The organism is Porphyromonas bobii, assembly GCF_943169685.1.
Lineage (GTDB): Bacteria > Bacteroidota > Bacteroidia > Bacteroidales > Porphyromonadaceae > Porphyromonas > Porphyromonas pasteri.
Genome location: NZ_CALPBU010000002.1, coordinates 91,587 through 110,858 on the forward strand (window position 1 = coordinate 91,587; position 19,272 = coordinate 110,858).

Annotated in this window: 17 protein-coding genes; 9 read left to right on the forward strand and 8 right to left on the reverse strand. The window is 55.7% G+C overall.

The features are described from left to right. Positions 1–262 precede the first annotated feature (262 nt). The 4 genes from KO088_RS02970 to KO088_RS02985 all read left to right on the forward strand — a co-directional run bounded on the left by KO088_RS02970 (position 263) and on the right by KO088_RS02985 (position 4,810). Complete coding sequence (locus tag KO088_RS02970; RefSeq protein WP_215493461.1) at positions 263–1,432, forward strand: hypothetical protein; 1,170 nt, start codon at positions 263–265, stop codon at positions 1,430–1,432. A gap of 146 nt (positions 1,433–1,578) precedes the next feature. Beyond that, on the forward strand, positions 1,579–2,373 hold the full coding sequence (locus tag KO088_RS02975; RefSeq protein WP_215493463.1) for a hypothetical protein: 795 nt from the start codon (positions 1,579–1,581) through the stop codon (positions 2,371–2,373). Then, positions 2,370–3,038, forward strand: a complete 669-nt coding sequence (locus tag KO088_RS02980) for a hypothetical protein (RefSeq protein WP_215493465.1) — start codon at positions 2,370–2,372, stop codon at positions 3,036–3,038. Before KO088_RS02975 ends, KO088_RS02980 begins: the two co-directional genes overlap by 4 nt. A 701-nt stretch (positions 3,039–3,739) precedes the next feature. Continuing rightward, a complete protein-coding gene (locus tag KO088_RS02985; protein WP_215493467.1) occupies positions 3,740–4,810 on the forward strand; it encodes a hypothetical protein in 1,071 nt (356 codons plus the stop codon). Positions 4,811–4,929: 119 nt separating this feature from the next. Here the strand turns inward: KO088_RS02985 and KO088_RS02990 are convergent, their stop codons facing one another. The 8 genes from KO088_RS02990 to KO088_RS03025 form a co-directional block, all read right to left on the reverse strand. Then, positions 4,930–5,727 carry a UDP-2,3-diacylglucosamine diphosphatase gene (locus KO088_RS02990; RefSeq protein WP_215493469.1) on the reverse strand — a complete coding sequence of 266 codons (798 nt, stop codon included), beginning with the start codon at positions 5,725–5,727 and terminating at the stop codon, positions 4,930–4,932. A 5-nt stretch (positions 5,728–5,732) separates the two neighbouring features. Further along, positions 5,733–6,062, reverse strand: a complete 330-nt coding sequence (locus KO088_RS02995; protein WP_215493472.1) for a metal-sulfur cluster assembly factor — start codon at positions 6,060–6,062, stop codon at positions 5,733–5,735. Between the two features lie 75 nt (positions 6,063–6,137). Then, positions 6,138–7,748: an ABC transporter ATP-binding protein gene (locus KO088_RS03000; RefSeq protein WP_215493474.1), complete on the reverse strand. Its 1,611-nt coding sequence runs from the start codon at positions 7,746–7,748 to the stop codon at positions 6,138–6,140. Then, a complete protein-coding gene (locus KO088_RS03005) occupies positions 7,745–8,887 on the reverse strand; it encodes a nucleotidyltransferase domain-containing protein (RefSeq protein WP_215493476.1) in 1,143 nt (380 codons plus the stop codon). Before KO088_RS03005 ends, KO088_RS03000 begins: the two co-directional genes overlap by 4 nt. Beyond that, positions 8,884–9,150, reverse strand: a complete 267-nt coding sequence (locus tag KO088_RS03010) for a PqqD family protein (RefSeq protein ID WP_044114951.1) — start codon at positions 9,148–9,150, stop codon at positions 8,884–8,886. The genes KO088_RS03005 and KO088_RS03010 overlap by 4 nt, the downstream gene beginning before the upstream one ends. Before the next feature lie 41 nt (positions 9,151–9,191). Then, a complete protein-coding gene (locus KO088_RS03015; RefSeq protein ID WP_044114952.1) occupies positions 9,192–9,611 on the reverse strand; it encodes an RNA-binding S4 domain-containing protein in 420 nt (139 codons plus the stop codon). A 122-nt stretch (positions 9,612–9,733) separates the two neighbouring features. After that, entirely contained in the window at positions 9,734–11,356 is a 1,623-nt protein-coding gene (locus tag KO088_RS03020) for a glycogen/starch synthase (protein WP_215493478.1), read from the reverse strand. 890 nt (positions 11,357–12,246) lie between these two features. Further along, the gene (locus tag KO088_RS03025; RefSeq protein ID WP_215493480.1) at positions 12,247–12,444 is read right to left on the reverse strand and encodes a hypothetical protein; all 198 of its coding nucleotides are present in this window, start codon (positions 12,442–12,444) and stop codon (positions 12,247–12,249) included. 150 nt (positions 12,445–12,594) lie between these two features. Here KO088_RS03025 and KO088_RS03030 point away from each other — a divergent pair, with 150 nt between their 5' ends. The 5 genes from KO088_RS03030 to KO088_RS03050 all read left to right on the forward strand — a co-directional run bounded on the left by KO088_RS03030 (position 12,595) and on the right by KO088_RS03050 (position 19,256). Further along, positions 12,595–13,326: a hypothetical protein gene (locus tag KO088_RS03030; RefSeq protein ID WP_215493482.1), complete on the forward strand. Its 732-nt coding sequence runs from the start codon at positions 12,595–12,597 to the stop codon at positions 13,324–13,326. Positions 13,327–13,611: 285 nt separating this feature from the next. Further along, entirely contained in the window at positions 13,612–15,627 is a 2,016-nt protein-coding gene (locus tag KO088_RS03035; protein ID WP_251419761.1) for a TonB-dependent receptor, read from the forward strand. A 13-nt stretch (positions 15,628–15,640) separates the two neighbouring features. Beyond that, positions 15,641–16,828 carry a YncE family protein gene (locus tag KO088_RS03040; RefSeq protein ID WP_215493484.1) on the forward strand — a complete coding sequence of 396 codons (1,188 nt, stop codon included), beginning with the start codon at positions 15,641–15,643 and terminating at the stop codon, positions 16,826–16,828. Continuing rightward, positions 16,828–17,883, forward strand: coding sequence for a PKD domain-containing protein (locus KO088_RS03045; protein WP_215493486.1), 1,056 nt, complete (start codon positions 16,828–16,830; stop codon positions 17,881–17,883). The genes KO088_RS03040 and KO088_RS03045 overlap by 1 nt, the downstream gene beginning before the upstream one ends. Before the next feature lie 20 nt (positions 17,884–17,903). Further along, a complete protein-coding gene (locus KO088_RS03050) occupies positions 17,904–19,256 on the forward strand; it encodes a DUF5074 domain-containing protein (RefSeq protein ID WP_215493488.1) in 1,353 nt (450 codons plus the stop codon). The last annotated feature ends 16 nt before the right edge of the window (positions 19,257–19,272 follow it).

Consider the following 19,272-nt stretch of genomic DNA (forward strand, 5'->3'; position numbering starts at 1 on the left):
CCGCCCTACCACAAGGAGGGGAAAGCAACCTATATAGGTCAGCGGGCTAACCTATATAGATCCGACGACGAAGCTATATAGGTTGCGATGACGACCTATATAGGTCAGCCCGCCGACCAATATAGGTTCATACCACCCCCATCCGCAAGCCCGCATCCTACCTCTCCCATAGCTTCCCCGCCATACTCCCCGCTGAAAGGGCTAACTTTGACAGCGAACTCCCTCATCATCCCCCCAAAGGAAATAGCTTATTCAGACGACAATGATAGCCTACAAAGAGATTGCCCAAATCAAGAATGTACGGGGCCTTAACCCCGTCACGGGAGACTATTCCTATGAGGAGAATGGGCGGGGCTACCTCTGTATTGATGGTGTCTTGCTTGAAAAAGAGGAGCCTCCTCTTGATATCGTTTCTGTAGGTGAATACGTCTATGCGTGGTACAGTCGCTATGGAACCATAGAGATCTATTCGGGGCATACCTTACTCAAGGTATTTGAGAAGAAGGTCTTCCTTCTTGATGGGAATATAGGCAGTTACATTGGGTATCATATTCGCGACCCTAAGACCTTTGAGGCGAGTGAGAATATCCTTTCGGTCTCAGACGGGCAACCTCTCTTAGCGCAAAATGTCCCTTATAGCTTGTATAAAGTGGGTGAGGAGATCATCGGTTATAAGATTCTCGAGTGTAAGCTTAGCCGTTTGAACTACTCTGGCGAGGTGCTTTGGACCTTTGACTTACCCCTGTGCGAAAGTAGTCGCGATGAACCTGACGACTACGATAACCACGATAAACTGGATAAGGTGCTGGGGATAGCACAAGGTCTGCTCTGGATCTGCACCCGTTGGTTCCGACTTATAGCTCTGGATCTGGAGACGGGTAAGCCCGTGCATCTGTTCTCTGGAGGCTGGTTTGATGAAGATCATTCCAACTACACTGTTTTAGATGGCTTGGGGTGGTGCTTCTTCCGTGAAGCTGAAAAAACCATCGTATTAATCAGCAATTTGGGGGTGCAGATCCTTGATGCTGCTACAGCCAAGATCATCGAGGGCTATTCTTTTTCGAAGGTTGATCCGCAAGGGATCGGGGCTTTCGAGTATTTCGATGCCGCACGACTCCAAGGGGACTACTTTACATTCATTGCCGAGCGCCCGTACGAATCTTATGGCACGGGGTGGGCTGGTGTCTTTGACCTAAAGGCTCGTAAGTTGCTGTGGACGGATGAAGTCACCCCCAAAGAGAAAAGAACAAAGGGCCTTCATCTGGTCATTACCCGCCCCGTGTACTACGCTGGAAACAAGATCTACGTCTTGGACAACAGCGATACCCTGCATATCTACCGAAAGGAATGGCGCTTACATGCGCAAGTGCGTCCGCAGAGCGAGGTGACCGCCTCCGCCGCTTGCGTCACCACTCCCTCTGTGGGGAGGTAGTAGCGACCTATAGTGGTCAGTGGGGCGACCAGTATTGATCGAGGTGCGAACCACTATAGGTTACTACCACCGACCACTATTGGTTGACTCGTGAACCACTATAGGCTTGCACCTCGTACCACTATATTTAATTCAAGGTAACTTATATGAGAATGCAGTTCGTTTGTAAGGCGATTACTATAACTGTAGTGATCCTCTTTGTGGCTCTTGTAGGGTTCTATCTATGGTGTTTTACATCTTTTAGATTATACTTTAATCTCCTTGATGCTCCTACTTTGGAATTTGAGACCACATGGTTTGACCGCTCAAAAAATGAGACTTATATATTCCTAAAAAGCGATATTCCCTTGGAGGAATTTGATGGCTCTTCTTACTTGCGGTTGTTGGGAAGGGAGGCTGCCGACTCATTGCCTTATTCGAAGTATTTTAAAGACGATATTTTGATTGACAACGTCGTATTGGATTGTAGTAGTGTTATAAGAAGGGAGGCTACATTTGGGGAATTTACTTACGTCGCTATTATTCCGGGTGAGTTGCCGAGTTATACAATTTATGCTCGATTATTCTTTATTAAGGCCTACGGATATTCATTCGGAAGTAACCTTATTAGAATAAAGAAAGAACATTTATGCAGTCGAAAAGGTGTTTGTTACGGGCGTACCCAGCTTAGTGAAATCTTAGAAAAGACAGCGATCGGCTACCTGAAAGAGCTGTCAGAAAAATACTCGCCAGGGTCGGTGATCGCAGATGTTCCCTCTAATAGAGTGGGAGCTAATGCTGGGATCTTTGAAGAGAATGGGGGGAAAACCCTTCGTGGGCAGATGATCCTTGAGGTGCCTGTGCAGAAGGAGCCAGTACCCGAGAGTGTATTACGCTATGCTATTGAGAATAAGATTCAAATTAGAGATGTTAAAGGGAAAATATATAATCTAGAAAGATGAAAGTAACATTAGAAGCCTGGAATCACGGCTATAAAGAACTGCTGAGAGCTGAAGCCTCATTACGCATGTTAGATCGCTACAACAAGACGCGTTACTCGCGTCGTAAGAAGCAGGAGGGTCTGCTGGAGCTGGCTTCGCGCGAAGCCCACGAGAGGCAGGCGGTTTACTTCGCCACGATCCTCAACGATGATGGTAGCCCCTACTGCGCGATGGAGTCCAACGTCGGGTACTTCGGGCTCGACTTCCTCGGGAATAAATACGAAAACTATTTGCTATATGAGTATAGGGAAGATGAGCATAGTGGGAAGCTCTTCCTAAAAGTCATCACCTTATTCGAATGTTACCCTGGGACGACAGAGAAGAAGATACGTATAGACTTCAGATATACTAAACAAGGAGACTACTCATCTCTCCTCTACCAAGGGGAGTCGTATGATGGGACTTATGAGGAGATCCGCACGGATTATCCCCCGATCTCAGCGGAGGAGCTGGAGAAGCTCTGGGTGGACTATCCAAAGTTCGGTGAATACGACCAGCTCATTCGTCTGGACCGTATCCCCCAGCTGGCGCGGGAGCGAATCCTCGAGTACACCGACAAGGAGTTCCCCGCCTTCCGCGAGTACCTCCAGCGAGACATAGACCGCTACGAGCACCCCACGAAGTAGGCGCTTCGCGAGCCGACGGCTTGCGTGCGAGCGGGAGCGCACCATCTTTTCCATCATCCCCCCAAAGGAAATAGCTTATTCAGACGACAATGATAGCCTACAAAGAGATTGCTCAAATCAAGAATGTACGGGGCGTTAACCCCATCACGGGAGACTATTCTTATGAGGAGAATGGGCGTGGCTACCTCTATATTGATGGCGTCTTACTTGAAAAAGAGAGACCAGCAAGTCAGCTCGTCTCCGTAGGCGAATACACCTACGCTTGGTATAGCTATGGCTGCATAGAAGTCTATTCGGGGCATACCTTGCTGAAGGTATTTGAGCAGAAGGTCCGCCTACTTGATGGAGATGCAGGCGCATACATTGGGCATCATACTTGCGATCCTAAAACCTTAGAGACGGGTGAGAATATCCTTTCAGTCCCAGACGGGCAACCTCTCTTAGCACAAAACGTCCCTTACCACTTATATAAAGTGGGAGAGGAGATCATCGGCTATAGGGACTTCGAGTCTAAACTCAGTCGCTTGAATTCCTCGGGAGAAGTGCTTTGGACCTTCGACCTACCCCTGCGTGATAGTAGTAGCAATGACCCCGACAACCTTGACCATCTTGAAAAGGTGCTGGGTATAGCACAAGGCCTACTCTGGATCTGCACCCGCTGGTGTCGACTTATAGCTCTGGATCTGGAGACGGGTAAGCCTATGCATCAGTTCTCGGGGAGAGTCTGTATTGAAGATTATTACTCCAACTATACTATCATCGAAGTGCTGAGGTGGTGTTTCTTCCGTGAAGCTGAAAAGGATATCGTATTAGTCTGCAATTGGGGAATATGCATCCTCAACGCTGCTACTGCCAAGATCATCAAGAGATATGAGTTCTCAGAAGTAGACCCTTATGGTAGAAAGGCTTTTGATACCCTCAATGCTCCACAACTATACGGAGAGCACCTTACATTCATAGCAGAGCGACACTACGCACTCGATGGATATCGCTGCGCTGGGATCTTTGATTTGAAGGCTCGCAAGTTCTATTGGATAGGGGATATAATCTCGGAGGAAGAGCCTATAGGTAATCACCTGCTTGCGGAGTTCCCATTGCAGATGGCAGGAGATAAGCTCTACATCAAGGATGCTGAGAGCACTCTGCATATCTACCAAAAGCAATGGCGCTTACATGCGCAGTTACGTCCACAGAGCGAGGTGATCTCCACCGCTGCACAGTACATCACCCCAGCCGTATCTGCTACCCCACCGCCTACAGAGGGAGATAGGCCTACACCTCTATTCATCATAAGCCTGTGCAAAAAAATACCCAGACTGCTACCGTACCTCATCGTCTTGCTTCTGGGGATGCTTATCTGGCACTTCAGACTGGATATATTCTCTCCATCTCACGAACACTCCACCTTAGCAAGTAGCTTGATTATAACTCAAGACACAAAGTCTCAGGTAGTGCTTCTCAAAGAAGCCCCCTACTTTATGCGTAATAGGCAGAGGCAGATCGAAGAGATCTTTTGGAGCAACATCTCAGTCGACACGCTGCTTCGCTACCCTCACTATAAGGTCTATTACTTCCTGCAGACGGAGCGCCTCAAGGATAAAGTAGGTGAGATCGGAGTGATAATGCGGGAGGATAGTACATACATTTATCACATGCAGCTCCAGAGCCCTGGCGTGGGATTCGACATCTTCTCCGCCGTGAGCCACTACTACTCTCTCCAGGAGCTTTATGCGAGCAAGTGTGAAGAACTCGGGATAAAAAGTGGACGCTAAGCCCTGCGCATCTACCAGCGGGAGTAGCACCTACGACCGAGAGCATACAAAGCGCCACGGGCTCGGCAGCATCGGCTACCGAGCCCGTGGCGCTTTGGTGGGAGCGGTGAAGGGCGGGGCTACGCTTCGTCTTCGATGAACTGATCCACGAAGAGCGACGTGCCGTCCCACACCGCAAACGAATTGTACTGGAGCCAGTCGCCGAGGATGACGATACGCTTGTCGCCACGCAGCGCCAGGTCGATCAAGAGGTGGCGATGCCCGAAGAGGTAGTAGTCGATCTCGGGGTGCTCGGCAGCATAGGCCTTGGTCCAGCGCACCAGCCACTCCTTCTCGACGTCGAAGTAATCATTCTGATAGGCGTGGGGCACCTCGCCGAGGGTGGCACGCTTGAGGCCCTTCTTACGGCTACGCAGCGAGCAGGAGAGCGCGAAGCCTACCGTCCAGCGGGGGTGGACAGCGGCATAGAGCACCTGCGCCAGACGGCAGCGGAAGAGGCGGTAGAGGAACTTATCCATGCGGCGGTAGCCACAGTACTCCTCGTCGCCATGCGCCAGACGGAAGGCCTTGCCATCGAGCTCGATGACCTCGGCGTGGTGGTGGACCTTCGCCCCCAGCTCCGTCTGCATGTAGTCGGCGAACCACACATCGTGGTTGCCCGCGAAGAAATGGATCTCGATACCACGGTCGCTCATCTCAGCGACTTGCCCAAGGAAGCGCACGTGCCCACGGGGGACGACCGCACGGTACTCGAACCAGTAGTCGAACATATCCCCGAGGAAGTAGACCGCACGCGCCTCATCCTCGATACTTCGCAGCCAGCGCACCAGGCGCTGCTCTACAGCACGAGGATCCGCATGATAGCCCGAGCCAAGGTGGGCATCGCTGGTGAAAAAGACCTTCTTGCGCTCGCTCATCGCTACTAAAGGAAGCCTAACTCCAGCATCGCCTCTTCGCTCATCATATCCTTGCTCCACTCGGGCTCGAAGGTGAGCTGTATCTCGACACCCGTGACGCCCTCGACGTCCTCGACCTTCATACGCACGTCCTCGAGGATGAAGTCGGCGGCGGGACAGTTGGGTGCCGTGAGGGTCATCGTGATGGTGACGAACTTCTCATCGGTAAGCTCCACACAGTAGATCAGCCCGAGGTCGTAGACATTCACGGGGATCTCGGGGTCGTAGACGGTGCGTAGTGCAGCTACTATATCTTCCTCGATACGGAGGTATTCGTTCTCTAATTCTTCTGCCATAAAATATCATTGAGAGGGGAGGGTAATGCTCCCCCTTGGGGTGAATAAATTAACGTAGGGAACCCGATGCCCTTGCTACAGCTGTAGCGTGCGGTCACAGGCCGCCGCGACGTCAGGATGGTGAGTAATGAAGATGATAAGGCGGTCGGAGGCGTGCTCACGGAGATTCTTGAGGAACTGCGCTTCCGTCGCTTGGTCAAGCGCCGAAGTGGCTTCGTCGAGGAGGAGGATACGCCCAGGACGAAGGAGCGCGCGGGCGATAGCGATACGCTGCGCCTGCCCTTCGGAGAGGCCCAGCCCACGCTCGCCGATGGTCGTATCAAGGCCCTTCGGTAGGTCAAGCACGAAGTCCGCGATAGCCAGATGCAGCACCTTATGCAGGTCGGCCTCCGTAGCGAACTCATCGCCGAGGAGGAGATTCTCACGGATCGTCCCGCTGAAGAGCGAGCCGCCCTGCGGGACGTAGACGAAGTTGGAGCGCGTCGTCTCGCTCACCACATAGCTACTGCCACCAGAGTAGAGGCGGATAGCCCCCTCGACAGGCGAGACAAGCCCAAGCAGTAGACGCAGGAGCGTGGTCTTACCAGCGCCCGTACGCCCCATAAGTGCCACCATCTCGCCCGTCGAAGCCTCGAGGGAGAAGTGGCGATAGATCCACTCTTCGCCGTCGGGATAGTGGAAGCCCATATCCTCGACAGCGAGGCGGATAGGGCTGGTGAGCTGGACACTGCGACCGATCTGCTCGGTCTTGAACTCGAGGAGATGCGCCAGACGATCCAGCGAGCTCTTCGCAGAGATAAGTGTCGGCAGGAGGCTGATAAGCGTCGTCAGCGGACTCTGGATACGTGCCACGAGCTGGAGGAACGACGTCATGAGCCCGAAGGAGATCGTACCACCATACAGCCCTCGAGCACTCCAGAGGAAGGCCACGAGGTAGCCACACGAGAAGGCTCCCTGCATGATGAGGTTCGCGAAGACCGAGACGAAGGTCTGACGCTTCACCGCACCGAGGTACTGCCCTTGACGCATCGCCAGATGGTCGATGGAGGAGGCTTGGTGCTCGAAGGTACGGATGACGGTCTGGTTCAGTAGCGACTCCTGGATGTGCGCCGTGATCTCGCTCTCCGACTGCTTCATCTCATCGGTGTAGCGACGCATGCGCTTGTAGTAGACCTTGCTGAAGACTGCGAGCAGCGGCATCCCCACGCCGAGGATAAGGGCCAGCGGAGGGCTGAAGTAATACAGCAGACAGAGAGCGCCGACGAGCTGCGCTAAGGCAATGAGAGCCGACGGCAGGGACGTGACGAAGAGGGCGACGAGGCTATCCGTATCCTTGAGCATGCGCACGACCATATCACCGCTATGCATCTGCCCGAGGTGCGACCAGCGCGTGTAGAGCAGGTGTGCAAAGACCTTCGACTGCACGGCATTGCTCATGCGTGCAGCGGTATAGTTCGAGAGACGGACGGTGATGACTCGGCAGAGGACCTGCAGAGCGAGTGTGAGGATGAGCGCTGCCGAATAGGTGTGTATGGAGCCACCGCGCTGGTGTGCGGCGATATCAATGACGCACTTCGATAGCCAGATGAAGATCAGGTTGGTAGCGACTGTCCCCAAGCCAAAGAGGAGGATCAGCAGGATACCCCACTTATGTCCTCTAAGTATGAAGCGTACGAGGTCGATCATCTCCGCCGACGGATCATGAGCATGAGGTGCCCCAGGACAGAGCCCCAGATGATGCGTGAGGCATGGGTCGGCGTGATGGCGTAGAGTCGACGGGAGCGGCGCATCTTGAAGCGGAACTTACGCCAGTTGGTCACCCACTTATTCTGCGCCTTGATGGGGCGCTGGGCGAAGCCGAAGTTCCCACTATGCATCACGTCACGGATGATCTGCTCGGTGTGCGGATCGTCTTCGCTCAGCAGCGGGAAGGGGAAGATCTCCGGCGAGACACGCAGGTAGCGGATAGCGGCCTGCGCGAAGAGCTGCATCGGGTAGAGGATGTCGAGATCCTTCGCCATGCTGAGGATCTTCTCTTCGTCGAGCTGGCCCTTGAGCTTGGTCATCATCAGCAGCCAGTCGCAGTACTGACGGAAGCCGACGCCCCAGTGAAGCCAATGGAAGAAGAGATGAATAAAGATATAGACGACATTCAGCTCGTGGGGGAGCGTCTGGATGGTGTAGTCCCCATGGTGCTGGGTGATGAGACTCCCACTGCCGATAGCCTCTTGGATGAGGGCATCGAAGTGCCTATTGTGGCGCTTGTGATCGAAGAAGACGGCACGAGCGTGGTTCTCCACGATGGTACGGCCGTAGGTGAAGGCCGTATGCCCATAGCGCACCTCGGAGTCGTCGTGGAGCTTGTGACCGGCCTTGCGCAGGAGCTCATTGCCCCGCTCGTAGTCGGCATCCGAATGGAAGAGGATATCCAAGTCGCCTCCAGAGCGGAGGGTGGCATCGGGATAGAAGCAGCCAAGACTCAGCCCCTTGAGTAAGATGAAGGGCAGGCCTGCGGCTTCGTAGGTCTTCTGTAGCTGGCCTAAGGCTTTGGTTAAATAGGCATTACCCCGCCGTGTGAGCTCGATCTCCGAGAAGATCATCAGGCGCATATCGCGGTTGGGCAGGGCTTCCTTCGGCAGGGTAAGTATACGGTCCCCGACGAAGGCCGGCACTGCATGCGATGCTGCTAAGCGGTGGATCCTACGCCACGACGCTTCCTCCAGACCCGTGAAGTCACGAGCCTCGGGGAGCTCTGAGTGTAGGGCACAGCTCAGGAGCTTGAGGAATAGCTCCTCATCATGCGAGAGCGGGGCTATTTGGCTCAACAGATGATCCCGGCCTCTTTGAGCATTTGCGAGAGGAGCTCGACGTCTGCACGTGCCTGCTCCTGGCTCACTTCGTAGCGGTCGGTGAGTAGCTCGACCCAGTCCTCAAGGGTGAAGTCGCGCTCACGCACGCTCTCGATGAGGTAGGCTGCACTATCGTTGAGGCTCACCGCCTGCGTGTAGTCCAAGCTATCTCCCGAGCCTGCGATCATGATGTACTCATCCGCAATCTTACGTAGAGAGATGTGGTCCTTAATTCTCATTATCTGTGATACGTTTGTCGTTTAGTCGTCTGTAGGGGTGGCTAATCCCAGTCCTCATCCCAGTCGAAGAGGTCGAGATCCTCAGGCATGTCCTCGGCGAACTGATCCAGGTCGCGGCGGTCCTTCTTCGTAGGACGTCCGAGACCCTTGGCCCGATCGACGAAGCCCGAGATACGCTGCAGCTCGAGCAGCTCATACTGTGCGGCGGGCGTGACGTTCTCCATGAACTCAGGCACACGCTTAGCACCGACACGGCTCGCCAGAAGCTCTACCACGCGGAAGGAGTACTCGACCGGTGGCTTACGCACCGAGACGATGTCCCCTCGCTGGAGGGTACGTGAGGGCTTGACAGTCACTCCGCCGATGCTGACGCGCCCTTTCTTGCACGCGTCTGTGGCCAGCGAACGGGTCTTGAATATGCGGACGGCCCAGAGCCACTTATCGACACGTACTTCTCCCATGCTTTGTCGTATATAATTACAGCAAAGATATGTATTCTCTTTGAAGAAGTAACATAAGCAGCACCCTCCCCGCGTTCTATCGCGTGCGCACGCGCCCAGCTCCTTATATATATAGGTATAGGCTACGGCATGAGGGCGTAGGCGTCCTCGTAGTGCTGATAGAAGAGCTTCCAGTCAGCACAGCGCGCCAGCTCGTAGGCTTTCTTGCGCTGGGCCTTCTGCTCGTCGGGCGTCAGCGCAAGCTGCTCGCCGATGAGACGGGAGATCGCCTCGATGGTCTCGGGGATGTTGGTATCCGTGCGCTCGACGATATGCACAGGCTTGTGAGGGGCGGAGGCGAAGGGCTTCTTCGTCTGCTCTTCTTCAGCCCACAGGCCGAAGCCCGCCAGCGTCGTCGTGATCGTAGGCACGCCATAGCGTACACTCTCCAGCGGCGTATAGCCCCAGGGCTCGTAGTAGCTGGGGTAGATGGTCAGGTCCATACCCACGAGGAGGTCGTAGTAGCTCTGGTCAAGGATGCCGTCGAGCCCATTGAGATAGCAGGGTACGAAGACGACCTTCACACGGCGGTCGGTGCGGTCGAGGCCACGGTGACGGATGTGGCAGACGGCACGGTCATGCTCGGTATTGTAGAGCCAGTGGCTGAGCATAGGGTACTGCAGGGGGCTCTCCTGCTCGTCCTGCGGATGTGAGAGGAGGTACTGCAGGTCGGCACGGGGGCCTGCCTGCCATGCGGGCACGAGGAGGAAGGCCACGATGTCGCGGTCACCTGTATAGCTCTCGGCGAAGTGGTGCAGGGACTCGATGAAGAGGTCGATCCCTTTATTGCGGTACTCATAGCGCCCGCCGAGAGAGATGAAGAAGGAGCGTGCAGGATCGATGTGCTGCCCGTAGAGGCGCGAAGCCACGGCACCGAGGAGACGGCGCGACTTACGGCGCTTCGAAAGCATGGGAGCAGCGAGGGGGGAGGTCCCGACGTGGAAGCCATTGGGCAAGACGACGGGTTCGCGCCCGAGGAGCTGCTTGGCTTCGCGGGCGGTGAGCTTGCTGACGGTAGCGAAGACGTCGGCCTGGTGTGCGGCGAGCTTCTCTACCTCGTGCTTGGCTTCGACACCCAGCTCACGTGCCATCTGGTCGCCATCGTAGGCATCCATATAGGTGTAGAGCTCCTTGTCATTCCCCGCGATAGAGCGGCCGACGGTCGTAGCGTGGGTGATGAAGAGCGTGCGGACGCTGGGAGCTTGCTGTCGTAGGTAGAGCAGGCCCATGGCGGTCTGCCACTCGTTGAAGATAGCGATGGTGCGCTCATCGATGCGCCAGGCGGCGATGCTGGCCATAAGGCGCGCGGCAGCGATACTGAAGAGACTGCTCTCGTCATAGTCCCCATAGCCCTTGTCGCTCTCGAGGCCATAGGCCTTCCACAGCTCGAAGTAGAGATCATCCTTCTCCCGCCACAGAGGCTTGAAGTCCACGAGGAGTACGGGGGGCTCACCCTCGATACCCCAGCGACCTGCTACGACACGCAGACCGAGGCTCGGGAGGACCTCTCGCAGCCAGCCTTGGAGCTCGGGGATCTCTCCGGGGATGAAGTCAAGGGGCAGCGCCGCACCTTCGTCGGCGAGGAGTGGCCCGATAAAGCATACCTGTGCGGGGTGGTGCTGGGTCATCACGTCTGCACGTGAGGAGAGGACGGTATAGATCCCTCCCATCTTATTGCAGACTTCCCAACTGGTCTCGAGGATCATAATCGTAGTACAGTGAAGGTAATGAATGTATCTTGCCGTGAGGTCCCAGCCAGCCAGGCTGTAACCTTTGTCTCAAAGTTAAGCATTCGCCCCCACATTACCACATCTCCTTATTACATTTCCTTAGTAAGCCTCACCTCACCCACGGGAAGCACCCTACCCTCTTGCACGCAACAATCTCTACAACAGCGTTATCAGCACGAATAGCCCTCTCACATGAACCACTTCTTACGACTCGCAAGAGGTGCTTCGTATCGTACTCTTGCTCAGGAGCCTACGACGGCGGAAAAGTAATCAGTACTGGTCACTCGGCTGACCAGTACTGGTCGCAGCGCGAAGCAGTACGGGTTGCTATCAGTTACCAGTACTGGTCACTTCGGCGACCAGTACTGGTTCGCATCCCCCCTCCTCCGTATTGTCGTGGTAGCTTTTCGCTACAGCTCTATCTATGATAGACGCTGCTTGCTCCATCACCCTACTACAGCGAGATAAATCGACCTATATTGGTCGGCGGGCTGACCTATATTGGTCCGACGACGAAGCTATATAGGTCGCGATGACGACCTATATAGATCAGCCCGCCGACCAATATAGGTTCATACCACCCCTTCCGCAAGCCCGCATCCTTCCCTCCCATAGCGCCCCAGCCGTACTCTCGCCGAAAGGGCTAACTTTGATAGCGAACTCCCCCATCATCCCCCCAAAGGAAATAGCTTATTCAGACGACTATGATAGCCTACAAAGAGACTCCTTGGCATGAGAGGAAGAGGGAGACACCAGCTCCTCACACCTCGTTCGTGATGAAGCCGCTCTATTGATGAGCATGGTGCCAGCTTCGAAATAACAAACCAATAAGTATGTTTCAGCCTCTCTCAAAGCACTCCTTTTCCTTAGTGAGGACATACGCGGATCGGGTATTCCTTGGCTTTCGAACTTCTGATGGAAAACGCCATCTTTATCCCTACTCCCTTGATGGGGAGCTTGGGGAAGAACTTAAGTTCTCCAAGAAGGGTCTGATTAGTTGGATCTATCTGCGTAGTGGCCTTTGGCTTATCCAGTACGAGGGAGCCTCTAAAGAGGATACCCATATATATTCGATTGAAGGAGAATGGCAGCAGACCATCCCTCATCTGCATGCAGATCTATATATCCTAAAGACGGAGGAGAACTGGGTCTATCTTATAAATGAACGCTTCATTAAGTACAATCTCTCCACTCATGAGTATCGGGATCTGGGCATGTTTCCTCTTAAAGAACCCTTCTTTTATGAGGGTAGCCACCGTGGTCTTCACTTCTTCACTTGTGAACGGCAGAGCCAGCTGGTAGCCATGCGAGATAAGGATGGTCAAGGCTTGGAGGAGGTCTATCGGCTGGACTTTGCAGAGAGCGATCGATGCAAGCCAAGCTATAGTCGTAATGTAGAGCCTGGGCAGGTCTACTTCATCAACTTCTATGACTCCGATCTTTGGGTGTCGACTTACGAGCGGGTCTATCGAATTGATATAGCGACTGGGCAGAAGCTTGGCACGCTGGAGGATAAGTTCTTGCCGAAGATGTCTCATCATGGAGGGATTGGCTATGCCATCTATTCCGGCTTCTATACGGTGATGGACTTTGAGAACCGACGACTGCTGTCCTGTCGACTGCTCGACAAGTTCACCCACGAAGGGAAGGAGTATAGTGCGGAGTACACGGGCCTCTTGCTACACGAAGGGATCTTCTACGTCTCGGTGCGGGTGTCGGGTATCTTCTTCCTTGCAGCCTTTGACGTGCAGACGGAGGAGTTTGTTTGGCATGACCTCTGGGGTGGTTGGGATATCAATTCCGTGCACATCGTCGGCAACCGAATGATCGCCCACTCCCACGATGAGGTACGCATCTACCAGCGGGCTGGCCGATTAACGCGTCTTGTCAAGAAGCTCCGAGGGGCACTGCTTCACTTTATCTCCCCCCTTACCTCAGGTCGATAAAGCAACCACTATTGGTCAGCGTGCGGACCAGTAGTGGTTACTACTACAAACCAATAGTGGTTTGCACCCCGAACGAGTAGTGATATGCACGCGTACCACTATTGGTTTGTACCACGGACGAGTAGTGGTTTGTATCCCCTCCTCCGCAAGACTGCATCCTACCGCGCCTCGTAGCACTCCCGCGGGTAACCGCACCAAAAGCCTTACCTTTGTACTCAATAGCTGGTATCAGAGAGACGCTACCATGACAAGCTCCCCCTCTGACTACTAACTGAAACCGACTTAATGAAACTTCATCATAGCAGACAGCGTGCGCTCCTGCTATTGTGCCTCCTGCTCCTTCCTCTGACCAAGGCTTGGGCTGCTGGGCATATTGACAGTATCCACGTCCTCGAGGGCGTAGTCGTCACGGAGCGCTTGATCCCGAAGGATGTCATCCCCGCACAAGTCTTGGGCGGGCGCGACCTCCAGCGCCTTAGTGCCGTGAGCGTAGCTGATGCCTTACGCTACTTCGCTGGTGTCCAGATCAAGGACTACGGCGGCATCGGGGGGCTGAAGACGGTGAACGTGCGCAGTATGGGTTCCCAGCACGTGGGCGTCTTCTATGATGGCTTGCAGCTGGGCAATGCGCAGAACGGGCAGATAGACCTCGGGCGCTTCTCCCTCGACAACATGGAGACCGTCTCCATATATAATGGTCAGCGTAGCACCATCCTCCAGCCTGCGAAGAGCTTCTCCTCGGCTGCCGCGCTCTACATGACGACGCGCCGCCCCACCTTCGCCGCCGAGCGTAAGACCAACCTCAAGGCTGCTCTCAAGGCAGGCTCCTTCTCCACCATCAATCCCTCCCTCCTCTACGAGCAGCGCCTCTCCCCCACCCTCGACCTCTCGATGAGTGGCGAATACCTCTATACCTCGGGGCGCTACCGCTTCACCTACAAGAAGAAGGATGGCTACGACACGACGTCCGTTCGCCACAATGGCGATGTCCACTCCCTACGCCTTGAGACGGGGCTCTTCGGACGACTCGACGAAGGCGAGTGGCGCGCCAAGGCTTATCTCTATCGCTCGGAGCGTGGCTACCCCGGAGCCTTCGTGCGCGAAGAGCCGGGGAAGTTCAAGCACGAGGACCGTCAGTGGGATACCGACGTGATGGCGCAAGGCACACTGCGCAAGACCTTCGGGCAGTACACCCTGCTGGCGAATGCGAAGTACGCCTACGACTACCTCCACTACCTCTCCGACCCACGGCTGGATGTGACGACGATGTACGTCAACAACCACTACCACCAGCAGGAGGGCTATCTCTCCACCGCCCATCAGCTCAGCCTCGGCGACGACTGGCGCGTAGCACTGGCCTCGGATGTGCAGTACAATAGCCTCACGGCCGACCTCTACGCCTTCGCCTACCCCACACGCCTCACGCTCCTCACCGCTGCCGCCGCCGACTACAGCCACGGCGGGCTGAAGGCACAAGCCAGCCTCCTGCATACCTACGTCCACGACTGGACGAAGGCCAAGGACGGCCAAGCCCCCGAGAAGAGCGAGTGGACACCCACCCTCATCGCCAGCTACAAGCCCCTGAGTCAGCACGACCTCAGCCTGCGCGGCTTCTACAAGCGGATCTTCCGCATGCCGACCTTCAACGACCTGTACTATACCTTCATCGGGAATAAGTACCTCCGCCCCGAGTACACCACGCAGTACGACCTCGGCGTGGTCTACACGAAGGCCTTCCAGCACGGAGCTCTGCGCCGTATGGAGGTGCAGGCAGATGGCTATCTGAACTATGTCGATGACAAGATCATCGCCATGCCGACCTCGAACCAGTTCCAGTGGACGATGGTCAACCTCGGGCACGTCCGCATCCGCGGTATCGACCTTGCCCTCGAGACGCAGTGGCTGCTGGGTGCCGTCACCGCCTCGACCCGTCTCACCTACACCTATCAGAAGGCCCAAGACCTCACCGATCCCTCCGACAGCTACTACGGAGGGCAGATACCCTATATCCCTTGGCACAGCGGATCAGCCATCGTCACCCTCGGCTGGCGTGGCTGGGAGCTTAACTACAGCTTCATCTACACGGGCGAGCGCTATGATGCCAGTGCCAACATCCGCGAGAACTATATCCGCCCCTGGTATACCAGCGACCTTACACTATCCCGCCCCTTCTCTCTCCGTGGCCACAGCCTACGCCTGACGGCTGAAGTAAGTAACATCTTCGACCAGCAGTACGAGGTCGTGCGCTCCTACCCTATGCCTGGCGCCCACGCCAAGGTCAAGATCGAATACACACTATGACCACCAGCTAGCTATGAAGACTTCATCCATCACCCGCTTACTCCTCTGGGTAAGCATCTTTGCCTTCTCCCTATCCTCCTGTCGCAAGGAGGATGAGATCATCCCCTCTACCGAAGAGCAAGGGGGGAAGCCAGAACCTGCTGGCCCGATTAAGGGCTTCTTCCTCCTCAACGAGGCGAACATGGGCTCCAATAAGTCCACCCTCGACTACTACGACTACGAGACCGGTAAGTACACCCGCAATATCTATGCGGAGCGCAATCCCGGAGTCGTCAAGGAGCTCGGTGATGTAGGTAACGACCTACAGATCTATGGCAACCGCCTCTATGCCGTCATCAACGTCTCCCACCTCATCGAGGTCATGGACGTACGCACCGCCAAGCACATCGGCAAGATCTCCATCCCCAACTGCCGCTACATCACCTTCAAGGATGGCTTCGCCTATGTCAGCTCCTACGCTGGCCCCGTCCAGATCGACCCCAACGCACGCCTCGGCTATGTGGCGAAGGTCGATACCGCCACCCTCCAGGTCGTAGCTGAGTGCCCCGTAGGCTATCAGCCCGACGAGCTCGTCATCTCGGGGGATAAGCTCTACGTAGCGAACTCCGGTGGCTACCGCGTACCCAACTACGACAAGACCATCTCCGTCATCGACCTGAAGACCTTCACCGAGGTGAAGAAGGTCGATGTCGCCATCAACCTCCACCGCCTCGAGCTGGATAACTACGGGAAGATCTGGGTATCCTCCCGTGGGGACTACTATAATGTTCCCTCGAAGATCTTCGTCTTCGACCCCAAGACCGAGCAGGTGACGAAGACGCTCGACGTCTCCTGCTCCAACATGACGCTCGCCGGTGACTCCCTCTTCGTCTACAGCACCGAATGGAGCTATATCACGGGAGCGAACACGATCAGCTACACCGTCATCGACACCAAGAGCCAAGAGGTCATCGACCGCAACTTCATCAAGGACGGCACGGAGAAGGAGATCAAGATCCCCTACGGCATCGCGGTGAATAGAGAGCAGGGAGAGTTCTACCTCACCGACGCTAAGAACTACGTGACCCCAGGGCGCCTCCACTGCTACGACCTCAAGACGGGTACACGCAAGTGGACCGTCAAGACGGGCGATATCCCCGCGCACTTCGCCTTCACCCGATACGAACTCCAGCCTCTCAAACCCGCAACTCCACAACAGTAATGAGACCTCAGTATATCCAGCGCGCCTTCACGGCGCTCGCCCTCATCGCTTCGCTCTCCTTCGCAGCATGTAAGAGCGATACCCCCACGCCGCAGCCACAGCCGGTCTTCCCCAAGCCCGACGTCAATCCCAATGCGACGCCCTACGTCACCCGCGTCCTTGAGTATATGCCCGCTGTCGGTCAGTTCACCAACACCCTCCCCGAATATGAGGCAGGTGACACACAGGAGGATATGAACCGCAAGGCCCTCGAGTACCTCAAGGACAACCAGCGTAGCCTCGTCACCCTCGGTGGCTGGGGTGGCTACATCGTCGTGGGCTTCGACCACACGATCCTCAACGTCCCGGGCAAGCGTGACTTCCGTGTCCTCGGCAATGCCTTCTTCGGCAACGACAACAAGGAGGCCTATGAGGGCGGGAGCTGTGAGCCTGGTATCATCATGGTCGCCTACGATGCGAACCGCAATGGCCTCCCCGACGAAGACGAGTGGTACGAGATCGAGGGGAGCGCCCACGTCGACCACACCAAGGAGCCTTGGTATACCCTCGTCAAGACGAAGGTCCCTGGTGCAGACCTCAACTTCTACCGCGACTTCGAGATGACCTACCACCGCCCCGCCCAGGAGCCCGAGTCCAAGGACGGCTGGGGCACCTACATACGCTGGGAGGACAACAAGGGCAACTCCGGCTACAAGGTCAAGAACCAGTGGCACGCACAGCCCTACTTCCCGCAGTGGGTCAAGGGCGACAAGCTCACCTTCCGCGGTACGCGCCTCCCACAGAACTCCCAAGACCAGAGCGGCGTCGGCACGTACTATGTGCTGTATAAGTTCCGCTACGGCTATGCCGACAACGAGCTGAACGACCGCAAGGACTCCGCCATCGACATCGACTGGGCAGTAGACAAGAAGGGCCGTAAGGTCCACCTCCCTGGTGTCGACTTCATCAAGATATACACGGGCGTAAATCAGGAGAACGGCTGGCTCGGCGAATGCTCCACCGAGATCTCAGGCGTCAATGACCTCCACGTCCTCAAGGAAGACATCCCTAACTAACTTCACTAACCTCCTCCACTATGTACAAGAAGATCCTCATCGCCAGCCTCGCTCTCATCGCTGGCCTCGCCTCCTGTAAGAAGGACGATCCCACACCAAGCCCTAATCCTCCCTCAGGTCTGACGATCGACGGAGTGGCAAGCACCTTAGAGTTCTACCAGCTCGACACCGCTCACCTGAGCGTCGCTGGTGTAGCGAAGGACGCTGCTGCCAAAGCCGTATGGGCAGTGAACGGCGCGAAGGCTGCCGAAGGTGCTACCTTCGACTTCACCACCGCTCACCCAGGTAAGTATGAAGTCACGCTCACTGTCGACGGCAAGAGCGCTAAGCACACCTACACCGTCGCTCCCCGCTTCTCCGAAGGCGCCTTCCTCCTCAACGAAGGGAACTTCGGCAATGGGACGGGCTCACTGACCTACATCCACCCCTCCAAGAAGCTCGTCATCGATCAGGCTTACTTCCACATCAATGGCACGAAGCTCGGGAATGTCTGCCAAGACCTCGCCTTCGGGAATGACCAGATCTATATCATCTCGCAGAACGGCCCCAAGAACGGCGGTGAAGGCCTGCTAACTATCGCCCGTAGCAACTCCCTCGAGAAGGTCAAGGTCTACAACGACGAGACCCTCGCACAGCAGTGGCCTACGCATATCGCTGTCCTGCGCGACCAGATCTACCTGCGCACCGACCGCAATGGGATCTACCGCGGCACGGCTGATGGCGGCTTCGTCTCCATCCCAGGTACGAGCAAGGCCAAGAAGCTGCGTATGGCACAGATCGGTGAGCGCCTCTTCGCCCTCACCTCCGACAGCAAGGTGCTGATGATCCAGGGTACTCAGGTCGTCCGTGAGCTGGACCTCTCACCCGCCAAGCCCTCGGGTATCGCCGTCAGCCACGATGGTAAGCTCTGGGTATCTACGACGAGCCCCAATGCGATCCTCAAGGTAGACCCCACCCCTGACAACTTCGTCGCCCTCGACACACACGTCCTCGACAAGTCCATCTCCTCGGGTTGGTCTGCCACCTCCGCCTTCTTCGCTCACGGCGACAAGCTCTACTTCACGGGCCAAAGCTCCGTCATCTACTGCCACGACTTCGCTACGAATAAGACCTCTCAGGTCATCGATGTCAAGACGATCGATGGCGTAGGTACGTCCGCTAATATGTACTACAACAGCCTCGGCGTCGATCCTGCTACGGGCGAACTCTACTACGCAGCCTTCGAGGACTTCAGCACCTACAACAAGAAGAACGTGACGATGGTCCTCAAGGCCGACGGCACGAAGCTCCTTCTGAAGGAGAAGGTAAATTCCTTCCCCGCAGGCTTCTTCTTCATCCCTAATGCGGCCAACCGCACTGGGGCCAACCGATGATTTATCCTAATTAGTT

Coding starts and splice junctions, on each gene's coding strand:
- KO088_RS02970 (WP_215493461.1), top strand. CDS start 263: ATGATAGCCTACAAAGAGATTGCCCAAATCAAGAATGTACGGGGCCTT.
- KO088_RS02975 (WP_215493463.1), top strand. CDS start 1,579: ATGAGAATGCAGTTCGTTTGTAAGGCGATTACTATAACTGTAGTGATC.
- KO088_RS02980 (WP_215493465.1), top strand. CDS start 2,370: ATGAAAGTAACATTAGAAGCCTGGAATCACGGCTATAAAGAACTGCTG.
- KO088_RS02985 (WP_215493467.1), top strand. CDS start 3,740: ATGCATCAGTTCTCGGGGAGAGTCTGTATTGAAGATTATTACTCCAAC.
- KO088_RS02990 (WP_215493469.1), bottom strand. CDS start 5,727: ATGAGCGAGCGCAAGAAGGTCTTTTTCACCAGCGATGCCCACCTTGGC.
- KO088_RS02995 (WP_215493472.1), bottom strand. CDS start 6,062: ATGGCAGAAGAATTAGAGAACGAATACCTCCGTATCGAGGAAGATATA.
- KO088_RS03000 (WP_215493474.1), bottom strand. CDS start 7,748: ATGATCGACCTCGTACGCTTCATACTTAGAGGACATAAGTGGGGTATC.
- KO088_RS03010 (WP_044114951.1), bottom strand. CDS start 9,150: ATGAGAATTAAGGACCACATCTCTCTACGTAAGATTGCGGATGAGTAC.
- KO088_RS03015 (WP_044114952.1), bottom strand. CDS start 9,611: ATGGGAGAAGTACGTGTCGATAAGTGGCTCTGGGCCGTCCGCATATTC.
- KO088_RS03020 (WP_215493478.1), bottom strand. CDS start 11,356: ATGATCCTCGAGACCAGTTGGGAAGTCTGCAATAAGATGGGAGGGATC.
- KO088_RS03025 (WP_215493480.1), bottom strand. CDS start 12,444: ATGGGTATCCTCTTTAGAGGCTCCCTCGTACTGGATAAGCCAAAGGCC.
- KO088_RS03030 (WP_215493482.1), top strand. CDS start 12,595: ATGTTTCCTCTTAAAGAACCCTTCTTTTATGAGGGTAGCCACCGTGGT.
- KO088_RS03035 (WP_251419761.1), top strand. CDS start 13,612: ATGAAACTTCATCATAGCAGACAGCGTGCGCTCCTGCTATTGTGCCTC.
- KO088_RS03040 (WP_215493484.1), top strand. CDS start 15,641: ATGAAGACTTCATCCATCACCCGCTTACTCCTCTGGGTAAGCATCTTT.
- KO088_RS03045 (WP_215493486.1), top strand. CDS start 16,828: ATGAGACCTCAGTATATCCAGCGCGCCTTCACGGCGCTCGCCCTCATC.
- KO088_RS03050 (WP_215493488.1), top strand. CDS start 17,904: ATGTACAAGAAGATCCTCATCGCCAGCCTCGCTCTCATCGCTGGCCTC.